Here is an 11,119-nt window from a genome sequence, read left to right as displayed (position 1 = left end):
CATGGCCCCATGCCCTCGGGGCGCGTGCACGAGGCCATCAACCTGACCTTTTTGGGGACCGGGGCCTTCGCCTACCTGGCCCAAGGGGGCTCCCCCGAGGAGCCTCGGGCCCTGGCCTTCGCCTTGGCCTATTTGGCCGGCACCTACCTGCTCTCCCCCGACCTGGATCTGGCGGAAAAGGGGGTGCGCTCCGGGCGGCGCTGGGGGGTCTTGGGCTTCCTTTGGCGCCCTTACGGGTGGCTTTTCCGCCACCGGGGGCTTTCCCACACCTGGGTCCTGGGACCCTTGACCCGGCTCGCCTACCTGGGTGGGGTGGCGTGGGCCTTGGCCTCCCTGGCCCAGGCCCTTTTGGCCCATCTGGGGGCACCCCTGGACCTTAGACCCCCTTCCTGGCCCAAGGAGGCCCTTTGGTGGGGGCTTTTGGGTTACTACCTTTCCCAGTGGCTTCACCTGGTGGCGGACGGCATCTGGCCCGACCACGACCTCAAGCGGCTGCGACGGCCAAGGTAAGGCGGTGCACATACCGAGCCGGGGCAGGGTAGAGAATGGGGATATGGGCAAACGGGTTCTTCTGGTTTTGGGGGCGCTCCTTGGTTTGGCCTGGGCCGTGCAACCGGGGGAGCGCGTCCCCGATTTCGCCCTTTTGGACCCCAAGGGCAACCTGGTTACCCCCGCCACCATGAAAAAGCCCGCGGTCTTGGTGTTTTGGGCCAGCTGGTGCCCGGTGTGCCGGGCGGAGTTCCCGGGCCTCCACAAGGTGGCGGAGGAAACCGGGGTGCCCTTTTACGTCATCAGCCGCGAGCCCAAAGACACCAAGGAGGTGGTCCTGGCCTACATGAAGGCCTACCCCCGCTTCATCCCCCTCCTGGCCTCGGACCGGGACAAACCCCACGAGGTGGCCAACCGCTTCAAGGTTTTGGGCCAGCCCTGGACCTTCGTGCTGGACGGGGAGGGGAAGGTGGTGGCCCTCTTCGCCGGGCGGGCCGGGCGGGAGGCCTTGCTAGACGCCCTCCTCCTCGCCGGGGTGGAGGTGCCATAGCTCCGCCCGCCGCGCCTCTTCCTCTGGTGTGAGGCGGAGGAGGAAGTCCGCCTCTAAGTCCCTCGAGTCCCCCCACTCCACCAAGACGAGCCTCGCCCCTTCCCGGGCCGCCTCCAGCTGGGGGAGGAGGGCGGTGGGGTCCTTCAGGCGGTAGAGGTCGGCGTGGACCAGGAGGCCTTGGGGCGTGGGGTAGGTGTGGATCAAGGTGTAGGTGGGGCTTGTCACCCGGCCCCGAAAGCCCATGGCCTCCGCCAGGAAGCGGACGAAGGTGGTCTTGCCCGCCCCCAAGGGGCCCTCGAGGACCACCAGGGCCCCCTCGGGGAGGAGGGGAAGGGCCTCTAGGGCCAGGGCCTGGGTGTCTTCCAGGCTTCGGAGCTCGCGGGCGAGGAGAAGGGTTCCCATACGAAGAAAAGGCCCCGAAGGGCCTCTTTGGTGCCGGGAGCGGGACTTGAACCCGCACGCCCTTGCGGGCACCACCCCCTCAAGATGGCGTGTCTACCAGTTCCACCATCCCGGCAGGGCGCGCCTCACGCGCAAGGCTCAGTTTAGCAGAACCCCTTGCCTTGTCAAGGTTGGCGCTTTTGGGACATTTGTCCCTATATCCCTTGGGTAGATTACCCCTGAAACGCTCTTGCGAAGGGGTGGGCGTGGGCGCAGCCGGCTCCCCTTATGGAAGCGCCGGTGGCCCCTGATGGAACCCCAGGCGGCGCGCCCGTAGCCTAAGGCCCCAAGGCCGGAGGTGGCATGCGGAGACGCAACCGTTGGGTACGTACCCTCTTTTGGGGCTCGGTTTTGGGGATTTTCGCCCTCTTGGGGGTGATTTTCTCGGGGGTGGCGGTGGGGGCTTTTGAGCAGCGCACCTTCCCCGTGGAGCAACCCATTCCCTTCAGCCACGCCTTTCACGCCGGGGGGCTTGGGCTTTCCTGCCGCTACTGCCACGCTGCGGTGGAGCACGCCCCTTACGCTGGCCTCCCCCCGACGGAAACCTGCATGACCTGCCACACCTACGTGAAGCCCGATAGCCCCAACCTGGCCCTGGTGCGGGAAAGCTGGGAAACGGGGAAGCCCATAGAGTGGAACCGGGTCATCAACCTCCCCGACTTCGTCTACTTCAACCACGCCGCCCACGTGGCCAAGGGGGTGGGGTGCGCCGAGTGCCACGGGCGGGTGGACCAGATGGCCGTGGTCTACCAGCCCCAGGCCTTCACCATGAAGTTCTGCCTCTCCTGCCACCGCAACCCTGAGGCCCATCTGAGGCCCAAGGAGCAGGTCTTCAACATGGCCTACACCCCCGACCCCGAGCTCGGCAAGAAGCTCAAGGAGGTGTACGGGATCCGTTCCCCCGAGGCCCTGACAAGCTGCAACACCTGCCACCGCTAGGAGGCGTATGAAGAAGACGCGCGGCTTTCCCGAGTCCTTGGAAAAGGAGCTTTACCGCGAGGAGTTTCCCTTTGGCCCCGTGAGCCGGCGGGGGTTTTTGGCCTTGGGCCTCCTAAGCCTTGCCGCCTGCACCCCGGTGGTGCGGCGCAAGGGGGTGCCCTATGTGCGCCAGCCCGAGTGGGTGGTGGAGGGAGGGCGGGCGGAGTTCGTCACCGCCTTCCCCCATGCGGGCTTCGCCGAGGCGGTGCGGGTGCGCCACTACCAGGAGCGGCCCCTCTTTCTCGCCCCCCATGAAGGGGCCATGAGCCCCTATCCCTTGGCCTCCCTCTACGCGCTTTACGACCCGGTCCGCAAGGGCAAGGCGCCCGACTGGGAGGGCTTTTTCGCCGCCTGGCGCAGGGCGCTGGGGGAAGGGGAAGCCCTCCTCGTCCTCCCCCGGACCACCTCGCCCCGCCTCGAGGGCCTCCTGCGAAGGGCCCTGGCTCGCTACCCCAACCTCAGGGTGGCCCGGTTTGAGGCCTGGAGCCTGGAAAACGTCTACTTGGGGGCGGAGCTCGCCTTCGGGCGCAGGGCCTGGCCCGTCTACCAGCCGGAGCGCGCCGAGAGGGTGCTCCTTCTGGACGTGGACCTCCACGAGCACCCAGCGGGCTACCTCTGGGGAGGCGCCCTGGCCCAAAGGCGCCTTCCTCCCATGAACCGCATCTACGCCGTGGAGAGCGGGGCGGGCCTCCTAGGCGCCCTGGCCGATCATCGCCTCGCCCTGAAGCCGAGCGGGGTGGAGGCCTTCCTCCTGGACCTGGCCCGGGCCCTGGGGGTGGTGCCGGGAAGCCCGGCCTCGGACTATGGGGGCTTCCTCCCCGCCTTGGTGGAGGACCTCAGGCGGGGCGGGGTGGTGCTTCCCGGGGTCCACCTCTCCCCCGGGGCCCAGGCTTTGGCCATGGCGGTGAACGCCCGCCTCGAGGCCCCCGTGGCCTACGTGGCCCCGCCCGAGGCGGAGCCGGCCACGCCCCAAGCCTTCCTGGAGGCGGAGCGGGCGAGCCGCCTGGTGTGGGCGGCGGAGGGGCCCTTGCCGAGCCTCATGGGCAAGGCCTTCGCCGCGGCGCTTTCCCTCTACCCCAAAGAGGCTCCCTACAGCCTCCCCCTGGCCCACCCCCTGGAGGCCTCGGGCCAGCACCGGGACGCCCTGGGGCGGCTTTGGCCCGCCCAGGCCCTGGTGAAGCCCCTCTGGGGAGGAAAGTCTCTGGAAGAGGTTCTGGCGGGCCTCCTGGGCGAGGAGCTCCCCGCCCTCTCCCCCGAGGAAAAGCGGGCCCTGGCGGAGGGCCGTCCCTTGGCCGAGGCGGAGGGATTGGAGGTGGCCCTGAGGCCCGGCCTTTTGGACCGGCTTCCCCCCTTGCGGCGGGAGGCCCCCCTGGAGCTCACCCTACGCCCGGATGCGAGCCTTTTTGACGGCCGCTATCGGGAAAACCCCTACCTCCAGGAGCTTCCCCGGCCCCTCACCCGCCTGGTCTGGGACGGGGCCCTGTTGGCGGGGGAGGGGCAGGTGGAGGCTTGGGGGCTTCTGGAGGGGGTCCGGGCCCGGGAGCGCAGGGCCGACCCCAGGAGGCCCCTCCTCCGGGTGCGGGCGGGGGCGCGGGAGGCCCTCCTGCCCCTTTGGCCTTTGCCCCTTTTGCCGGAAGGAAGCCTCGTGGCCCCCCTTTCCCACTTCTTCCACCCCGAGGGGGTGGTCTTCCCGGCGGAGGTCGCCCCCACGGGGCGGGACTACCCCTTGGTTTCCACCCAGTACCACGGCTATTTGGGGGAGGTGGAGGCGGTCCACGTGATGACCGAGGAGGAGGCCCTAAGGGAGCCCAAGGAGGAGAAGCGTCTTTCCTTCTACCCTCCCTGGCCCCAGGGGGAGCACGCCTGGGCCATGACCGTGGACCTGAGCCGCTGCCTCGGGTGCGGGCTTTGCGTGCTGGCCTGCCAGGTGGAGAACAACGTCCCCGTGGTGGGGAAGGAGGAGGTGCAGAAGGGGCGGGAGATGCACTGGATCCGCCTGGACCGCTACTTCACCCCCGAGGGCGCCCTCCACCAGCCCGTGATGTGCCAGCACTGCGAGAAGGCGCCCTGCGAGGCGGTCTGCCCCGTGGCGGCCACGGAGCACTCCGACGAGGGGCTAAACCTCATGGTCTACAACCGCTGCGTGGGCACCAAGTACTGCTCCGCCAACTGCCCCTACAAGGCTCGCCGCTTCAACTTCTTCCCCTACGCCGAGCGTTTCATCGGCAACGGTGACCCCCGTAAGGCCAAGGAAAGCCCCCTTTCCCTCCTCATGAACCCCGAGGTGACGGTGCGGAGCCGGGGGGTCATGGAAAAGTGCACCTACTGCGTGCAGCGGATAGAGCTTTCCCGGGCGGAGGCGGCCAAGGAGGGGCGCAGGATCCGCACCGGGGAGGTGAGGACCGCCTGCCAGGAGGTCTGCCCGGGGAAGGCCATCCACTTCGGCGACCTCCTGGACCCCGAGGACCCCATCCAGGCCCACCGCCAGGAGGGGCGGCACTACGTCCTCCTCGAGGAGGCCAACACCTGGCCCCGCACCACCTACCTGGCCCACCTCAAGAACCCGAACCCCCGCTTAAGGAAGGAGGAGGCCCATGGCTAAGGAACCCCACCCGGACCGCGACCTCATCCAGGGGGAGTGGACGGAAAGGACCCTGGTGGAGAAGCTCTTGGAGCCCGTGGAGAAGCCCCCGCCCCGGCCCTGGAAGGTGGTCCTGGCGGTGGGCTTCGCCCTCACCCTGGCCTGGCTTTACGCCATCTTCGTCACCTTCGTTCAGGGCCTCGGCACCTGGGGCATCAACCAGCCCGTGGCCTGGGGGTACGATATCGTCCACTTCGTCTGGTGGATCGGCATCGGTCACGCCGGAACCCTCATCAGCGCCATCCTGGTCCTCATGCGCCAGAACTGGCGGGACTCCCTGAACCGGGTCACGGAGGCCATGACCCTTTTCGCCGTGCTCTGCGCCGCCACCTACCCCCTGATCCACATGGGCCGGCCCCAACACTTCTACTGGGTCATGCCCTACCCCACCCACATGGCCCTCTGGCCCCAGTACAAAAGCCCCCTTTCCTGGGACGTGCTGGCCATCATGACCTACCTCACCATCTCCACCCTCTTCCTCTACCTGGGCCTCATCCCCGACCTGGCCCTCCTGCGGGAAAGGAGCACGGGCTGGCGGCGGAAGCTTTACGGCTGGCTCTCCTTGGGCTGGACGGGGAACGCCGTCCACTGGCAGCGCTACCGGGCGGTGTACGTCCTTTTGGCGGGCCTCGCCACCCCCGTGGTTATCTCCGTGCACTCCGTGGTGAGCATGGACTTCGCCTACGGCCTGGTGCCGGGGTGGCACCTCACCGTCTTCCCCCCCTTCTTCGCCGCCGGGGCCATCTACTCGGGCTTCGCCATGGCCCTCACCCTCATCCTTCCCCTCAGGAAGTGGTACCGCCTGGAGGGCGTCATCACCGAGCGGCACCTGGACTGGATGGCCAAGGTGACCCTGGCCTCGGGGCTGGGGGTGGCCTACATCTACCTCCTGGAGATCTTCATCGCTTGGTATAGCGGGGAGCCGGCGGAGTGGGCCCAGCAGCTTTGGCGGATGACGGGGCCCTACGCCCCCTACTACTGGGCCATGATGCTCATCAACGTGGTCCTCCTCCAGACCCTCTGGTTCCCCCGCTTCCGCCGGAACCTCACCTGGCTTTTCGCCTTCTCCATCCTGGCCAACGTGGGCATGTGGCTGGAGCGCTTCGTCATCGTGGTGATCAGCCTCTCCCACGACTTTCTGCCGGGGAACTTCCACCTCTACCACCCCACCTGGGTGGACGTGACCCTTTTCCTCGGGACCATCGGCTTCTTCCTCTTCGGCCTGGCCCTTTTCATCCGGCTTTTCCCCCCCATCGCCGTGGCGGAGATGGTCCACCTCTTCCACAAGCTGCGGGGGCACTAGGAGGGAAGGATGCTCTACGGCTACATGGCCTACTTTGACGCGCCGGAGAAGCTTTTGGCGGCCCTGAGGGCCCTGAAAGCGAAGGGGTACCGCCGCCTCGAGGCCCTAACCCCTAACCCCGTGGAGGGGGTTGAGGAGGTGCTGGGGGGAGATGGGCGCATCCCCTGGGTGGCCTTTTTCCTGGGGGTGCTGGGGGCGGGGCTTGGGCTTTTCCTCCAGGTCTACACCACCTTGGACTACCCCCACAACGCTGGAGGCAAGCCCCTTTTGGGCTGGCCCGCCTTCATCCCCGTGACCTTTGAGCTCACCATCCTCACCATCACCGTGGGCATCTTCCTCTATCTCCTCTACATCAACGGCTTGCCCCTGGCCGCCCACCCCGCGGTGCGGGCCCGGGGGTATGCCGAGGTGCTCCTGGACCGCTACGGGGTCTTCCTCTACGCCACGGACCCCCGCTTTGACCCCGAGGCCACGAGGGCCCTCCTCGAGGCCCTGGGGGCGGAGGTGGAGGAGGTGCGGCGTGACTAGGCTTCTTCTCCTCGCCCTTTCCCTTCTCCTTTCCGCCTGTGGCTGGATGTGGGACCAGCCCAAGGCCAAGGCCTTCCGCCCCGCGCCCTTGGCGGTGGAGGTGCCGGAGGAGCGGGTGCGCTTTGGGGAGAACCTGAACCCCGAGGTGCGGCTTGGGGTGAGGCCGGAAGGGGGCTTTGCGGAAAACCCCTTCACCTTCGCGGAGGCGGAGCTCTTGCGGGGAAAGGCGCTTTATCAGAGCTTTTGCGCCGTCTGCCATGGGGTGCGGGGGGAAGGGGATGGTCGGGTCATCCCCTTAGGGGTCCCCAAGCCCCGCTCCTACCACGACCCCGCGGTGCGGGGGATGCCCGAGGGCTACTTCTACTTCGCCGCCACCAACGGCTTTGGCCGCATGCTCTCCTATAAAAGCCGCATTCCCGAACGGGAGCGCTGGCTCATCGCCCACTACATCAAGCGCTGCCTCCTGGAGGCGGCCTGTCCCAAGGAGGTGTTGGATGCAGAGGTCCATTGAGGCACCCCGCGCTTGGCCTTGGGCCTTGGGCCTGGGGCTTTACGCCCTGGCCTTCCTCTTCGGGGCCCCCGCCGCCTACTTCCCCTTCGCCTTCTTCCTCCTCCTCTCCCTGGGGGCCCTTTTGCTCCTCCTCCTCCATAACGCCCTCACGAGCCGCTGGGGGATTCCCTTGGAGCCCTACCTCTACCCCTTGGCCCGGCTCCTGCCCTTCATGGGGCTTTTGGGCCTGCCCTTTTTCCTCTTCCTGCCCGAGCTCTTTCCCTGGGCGAGGCCCGAGGCCCTTTCCGACCCCATCCTGCGCCACCGGGCCCCTTACCTGAACGCGCCCTTTTTCCTCCTGCGCTACCTGGTCTTCTTCGCGCTTTTCGCCTGGGTCCTGACGAGGCTCCGCCCCAGGGAGCACCGGGCGGAGGTGGGGGCCTGGGGGCTTGCCCTGAGCTTCGTGGCGGGCACCTTCCTCGCCTTTGACCTTTTCAAGAGCCTCGAGGCCCACTTCTACTCCGCCTCCTTTGGGGCCATCCTCCTCCTCTCCGCCGTCCTCCTCGCCCTTTCCCTGGCCGTGGCCCTGGCGGCCCGGAAGGGGACCCCTGCCCTCCTGGGCCAGGCCCAGAACCACACCAACCTCCTCCTGGCCTTCTCCATCATCTGGATCTACGTGGAGGCCACCACCCTCATCATCGTCTGGGGGGCCGACCTGCCCCACGAGGTGGAGTTTTACCTCAAGCGCCTCCAGGGTCCTTGGGACGAGGTGGCTGCCCTTTGGGTGGTGGGGGGGTTCTTCCTCCCCTTCCTCTACCTCCTCACCAACCCGCCCAAGCGGGAGGCCCGCTTCCTCCTCCCCGTGGCCCTTTGGATCCCCCTTTTCCGCCTCCTTCACCTCGCCTGGTACCTCCTGCCCGCCCTGGGCCGGGGGGTTGGGGTGGGGGAGGTGTTGGGCTTCCTGGGCCTCGGCCTCCTGTTCGCCGCCAGGCTACGGCAAGGCTGAGCCGGGGCATTTGCACCTACCTTCACAAGAGGCCCGGGGGGAAACTGGGCTTAGGGGTACACGGTATAGGTACCCAAGGAGGTAGGAGATGGCGACGAGGGTTTTAGTCCTGGGAGGCGGCTCGGGCGGCCTGGTGGCGGCCAACAAGGTGAAGAAGCTTCTGGGGCGGGAGGTGGAGGTCACCCTGGTGGACAAGAGCGCCTACCACGAGTTCATGCCCGCCTACCCTTGGGTGGCCTTCGGCATGCGGGAGCCTGAAGAGGTGCGCAGACCCCTTGCCAACCTGGAAAAGCGGGGCATCCAGTACCTCCAGGCCACGGTGGAGGCGTTGGACCCGGCCCACAGCAAGGTGAGGACCAGCGCCGGGGAACTCACCTACGATTACCTCATCGTTTCCTTGGGGGCGGAGGCCATGCCTTCCCCCGCCAAGGACGGGCACGCCCCTTGGAGCCTCGAGGGGGCCCTTCGCCTCCGCCAGGCCCTGAAGGACTTCAAGGGAGGCCGGGTGGTGGTGGGGGTTTCCTCCCAGTACTACCCCTGCCCGCCCGCGCCTTACGAGGTGGCGGGGCAGGTGGAGTTCGCCCTCAAGGTGAAGGGGGTGCGGGAGAAGAGCACGGTGGAGGTCTTCCACCTGAACCCGGCCCCCCTGGCGGGCATGGGCCCGGTGATCTCCAGCAAGGTCCTGGAGATCCTCAAGTCCAAGGGCATCGCCTTCCACGGGGAGTTTGAGCCGGTGGCCTTTGAGGGCGGCAGGGTGAAGGCCAAGGACGGGCGGGAGCTCGCCTACGACCTCCTCATCCTCACGCCCCCCTTCGCCCCCAACCGGGTGGTGCGGGAATCCCCCCTGGCGGGGCCAAACGGCTTCCCCGAGGTGCACAGGTCCACCTTCCGCTCCCCCAAGTTCCCCAACGTTTTCGTCATCGGCGACACCGTGAACCCCGCCCTCATGCTGCCCCCCGCCGGGGTGGTGGCCCACTTCCAGGGGGAGTACGTGGCCGGGGTCATCGCCTCTGACCTCAAGGGGGCCTACATCGGGGAGCCCTTCAACCCCGTGGCCATGTGCATCATGGACTTCGGCGACAACGCCCTCCTGCCTCAGTGCTCCTTTGAAAGGGTTTTGGCGGGCACGGGCATGCCCTCTTGCGGCGTGATGGCCGTGGGCAAGTGGGTGCGGGTGACCAAGATGCTCTTTGAGGGCTTCTGGTTCGCCACCCTCATTGAGTAGGAGGAGTTATGGAGAAGACCCTGTCGGTGGAAGAGCGCCTCGCCCGCATAGAGGAGGTGCTGGAAAAAAGCGGGCTTGGCCTGCTGGCAAAGGTGGGCGCGGGGGATACCCTTTCCGAGAACCTGGGCCTCCTTCTGGACCCCAAGAACCTGGAGCTCGTTTCCCTCCTGGCCCGCTTCCTGGACCAGGCGGAGGCCTTGGAGAAGCTGGCGGAAACCCTGGAGAAGCTGGAGAAGTCGGGGGCTTTGGCCTTCCTCGGCCACCTTTCCGAGAACTTCGGCGAGGGCCTGGGAATGCTCATGGAGCCCCAGCTCCTCAGGCTTGTTTCCCACGGGGCCAACGTCTTGGACATCCTTTCCCGCATTGAGCCCGCCGCCATCGGCATGATGGCGAGCGCCCTGGAGCGGGGGCTTGCGGAAACCTTCACCCCCGAGACCCTGCGGGAGCCCCCCCGGGTGGGCCTGGCGGGCCTCCTCAAGCAACTGGCCGACCCCGAGGTGCAGAAGGCCTTGGGGGTGCTTTTCCTCCTCCTCAAGGCCCTGGGCAAGGCCTTTGGCCACGTGAACGAGGACATGAAGGCCCTCGAGGCCATGATGGCCAAGATGATGCCCAAGAAGTAGCGCCGCTCCCACGGGGCCGGGAAGCTTCCCGGCCCCGTTTGTGGTAGCCTTTTCCCATGGCGGAGCACCCTCCGGGCCTTTTGGGCGAGGCCCTGCTCCTCCGCATCTTCCTGGGGGAGTCGGACCGGTTTGGGGGCCGCCCCCTCCACGAGGCCATCGTTCTGGAGGCCAAGCGGCGGGGCTTGGCGGGGGCCACGGTGCTCAAGGGCTTCATGGGGTATGGCGCCCACTCCCGCATCCACACCGCCAAGGTCCTGCAGCTTTCCGAGGACCTGCCCGTGGTGGTGGAGATCGTGGACACCGAGGAAAGGATCCAAGCCTTTTTGCCCGTCCTGGAGGGGATGGTGAAGGAGGGGCTCATCACCCTGGAGAAGGTGAGGGTCTTTCGCTACCAAAGCCGGTGAGCGGCCTTGCTTTTTTCTTGGGCGTTCCCCTCTAGCCTAGGGGTATGGAAAGGATTCCCCCGGGCCAGATCGTCACCGAGCGCTTCCCCATCCTCACCTACGGGGAAGAGCCTAGGGTTACACCGGAGAGGTGGCGCTTTAGCCTTTGGGGCCTGGTGGAAACCCCGCTTACCCTCACCTACCCGGACCTCCTGGCCCTGCCCCAGGTGGAGCTCACCCGGGACTTCCACTGCGTCACCCGCTGGAGCCGGCTGGACGTGGCCTGGAAGGGGGTGCGGATCAGGGACCTCCTGGAAAGGGCCAGGCCCAAGCCCGAGGCGGTGGCCGCCTTGGTCCACGCCTACGGGGGCTACACCACCAACCTCCTCCTGGAGGACCTCCTGCGGGAGGACGTGATCCTGGCCCACACCCTCTTCGGCGAGCCCCTTCCCCCCGAGCGGGGCG

13 protein-coding genes and 1 tRNA gene are annotated in these 11,119 nt (G+C 67.4%); 12 read left to right on the top strand and 2 right to left on the bottom strand.

The features are described from left to right. The first annotated feature begins 9 nt into the window (after window positions 1-9). Window positions 10-510 carry a metal-binding protein gene (locus QT17_RS05970; protein WP_039457758.1) on the top strand — a complete coding sequence of 167 codons (501 nt, stop codon included), beginning with the start codon at window positions 10-12 and terminating at the stop codon, window positions 508-510. Between the two features lie 43 nt (window positions 511-553). Next, entirely contained in the window at window positions 554-1,039 is a 486-nt protein-coding gene (locus QT17_RS05965; RefSeq protein ID WP_039457756.1) for a TlpA disulfide reductase family protein, read from the top strand. Here QT17_RS05965 and tsaE read toward each other — a convergent pair. Beyond that, on the bottom strand, window positions 1,001-1,441 hold the full coding sequence (tsaE, locus tag QT17_RS05960) for a tRNA (adenosine(37)-N6)-threonylcarbamoyltransferase complex ATPase subunit type 1 TsaE (RefSeq protein WP_039457753.1): 441 nt from the start codon (window positions 1,439-1,441) through the stop codon (window positions 1,001-1,003). The two genes, QT17_RS05965 and tsaE, sit on opposite strands and share 39 nt — an antisense overlap. Window positions 1,442-1,469: 28 nt before the next feature. Beyond that, window positions 1,470-1,556 (bottom strand) — tRNA-Leu (locus QT17_RS05955). 227 nt (window positions 1,557-1,783) lie between these two features. On the opposite strand from QT17_RS05955, the gene QT17_RS05950 reads away from it, so the two are divergent. From QT17_RS05950 to QT17_RS05905, 10 genes are all read left to right on the top strand, one after another. Beyond that, window positions 1,784-2,419, top strand: coding sequence for a cytochrome c3 family protein (locus QT17_RS05950; protein WP_039457742.1), 636 nt, complete (start codon window positions 1,784-1,786; stop codon window positions 2,417-2,419). A gap of 7 nt (window positions 2,420-2,426) precedes the next feature. Continuing rightward, window positions 2,427-5,060, top strand: coding sequence for a 4Fe-4S dicluster domain-containing protein (locus tag QT17_RS05945; RefSeq protein ID WP_039457739.1), 2,634 nt, complete (start codon window positions 2,427-2,429; stop codon window positions 5,058-5,060). Further along, window positions 5,053-6,402: an NrfD/PsrC family molybdoenzyme membrane anchor subunit gene (gene nrfD, locus QT17_RS05940; protein WP_039457736.1), complete on the top strand. Its 1,350-nt coding sequence runs from the start codon at window positions 5,053-5,055 to the stop codon at window positions 6,400-6,402. The genes QT17_RS05945 and nrfD overlap by 8 nt, the downstream gene beginning before the upstream one ends. Window positions 6,403-6,411: 9 nt before the next feature. Beyond that, window positions 6,412-6,930 (top strand): DUF3341 domain-containing protein, encoded by a 519-nt coding sequence (locus tag QT17_RS05935; protein ID WP_039457725.1) that lies wholly within the window; start codon window positions 6,412-6,414, stop codon window positions 6,928-6,930. A gap of 46 nt (window positions 6,931-6,976) precedes the next feature. After that, window positions 6,977-7,441: a cytochrome c gene (locus tag QT17_RS05930; RefSeq protein ID WP_052155177.1), complete on the top strand. Its 465-nt coding sequence runs from the start codon at window positions 6,977-6,979 to the stop codon at window positions 7,439-7,441. Continuing rightward, complete coding sequence (locus tag QT17_RS05925; RefSeq protein ID WP_039457719.1) at window positions 7,425-8,426, top strand: hypothetical protein; 1,002 nt, start codon at window positions 7,425-7,427, stop codon at window positions 8,424-8,426. The genes QT17_RS05930 and QT17_RS05925 overlap by 17 nt, the downstream gene beginning before the upstream one ends. A gap of 88 nt (window positions 8,427-8,514) precedes the next feature. After that, on the top strand, window positions 8,515-9,651 hold the full coding sequence (locus QT17_RS05920) for an NAD(P)/FAD-dependent oxidoreductase (protein WP_039457716.1): 1,137 nt from the start codon (window positions 8,515-8,517) through the stop codon (window positions 9,649-9,651). A gap of 8 nt (window positions 9,652-9,659) precedes the next feature. After that, on the top strand, window positions 9,660-10,271 hold the full coding sequence (locus QT17_RS13875; protein ID WP_200883383.1) for a DUF1641 domain-containing protein: 612 nt from the start codon (window positions 9,660-9,662) through the stop codon (window positions 10,269-10,271). A gap of 56 nt (window positions 10,272-10,327) precedes the next feature. Next, window positions 10,328-10,675 (top strand): DUF190 domain-containing protein, encoded by a 348-nt coding sequence (locus tag QT17_RS05910; protein WP_039457715.1) that lies wholly within the window; start codon window positions 10,328-10,330, stop codon window positions 10,673-10,675. Window positions 10,676-10,719: 44 nt separating this feature from the next. Continuing rightward, on the top strand, window positions 10,720-11,119 hold a 400-nt coding region (locus QT17_RS05905; RefSeq protein WP_039457713.1), incomplete at its 3' end, for a molybdopterin-dependent oxidoreductase.

Origin of the sequence: Thermus sp. 2.9 (assembly GCF_000794385.1) — a bacterium.
Classification (GTDB): Bacteria; Deinococcota; Deinococci; order Deinococcales; family Thermaceae; genus Thermus; species Thermus thalpophilus.
Note: the sequence above shows the minus strand (reverse complement) of the source record. Positions and strands in the feature narration are given on the sequence as shown.

What these genes read in the sequence shown, in the direction of transcription:
- QT17_RS05970 (WP_039457758.1), top strand. Translation starts at nt 10, where the DNA reads ATGCCCTCGGGGCGCGTGCACGAGGCCATCAACCTGACCTTTTTGGGG.
- QT17_RS05965 (WP_039457756.1), top strand. Translation starts at nt 554, where the DNA reads ATGGGCAAACGGGTTCTTCTGGTTTTGGGGGCGCTCCTTGGTTTGGCC.
- tsaE (WP_039457753.1), bottom strand. Translation starts at nt 1,441, where the DNA reads ATGGGAACCCTTCTCCTCGCCCGCGAGCTCCGAAGCCTGGAAGACACC.
- QT17_RS05950 (WP_039457742.1), top strand. Translation starts at nt 1,784, where the DNA reads ATGCGGAGACGCAACCGTTGGGTACGTACCCTCTTTTGGGGCTCGGTT.
- QT17_RS05945 (WP_039457739.1), top strand. Translation starts at nt 2,427, where the DNA reads ATGAAGAAGACGCGCGGCTTTCCCGAGTCCTTGGAAAAGGAGCTTTAC.
- nrfD (WP_039457736.1), top strand. Translation starts at nt 5,053, where the DNA reads ATGGCTAAGGAACCCCACCCGGACCGCGACCTCATCCAGGGGGAGTGG.
- QT17_RS05935 (WP_039457725.1), top strand. Translation starts at nt 6,412, where the DNA reads ATGCTCTACGGCTACATGGCCTACTTTGACGCGCCGGAGAAGCTTTTG.
- QT17_RS05930 (WP_052155177.1), top strand. Translation starts at nt 6,977, where the DNA reads ATGTGGGACCAGCCCAAGGCCAAGGCCTTCCGCCCCGCGCCCTTGGCG.
- QT17_RS05925 (WP_039457719.1), top strand. Translation starts at nt 7,425, where the DNA reads ATGCAGAGGTCCATTGAGGCACCCCGCGCTTGGCCTTGGGCCTTGGGC.
- QT17_RS05920 (WP_039457716.1), top strand. Translation starts at nt 8,515, where the DNA reads ATGGCGACGAGGGTTTTAGTCCTGGGAGGCGGCTCGGGCGGCCTGGTG.
- QT17_RS13875 (WP_200883383.1), top strand. Translation starts at nt 9,660, where the DNA reads ATGGAGAAGACCCTGTCGGTGGAAGAGCGCCTCGCCCGCATAGAGGAG.
- QT17_RS05910 (WP_039457715.1), top strand. Translation starts at nt 10,328, where the DNA reads ATGGCGGAGCACCCTCCGGGCCTTTTGGGCGAGGCCCTGCTCCTCCGC.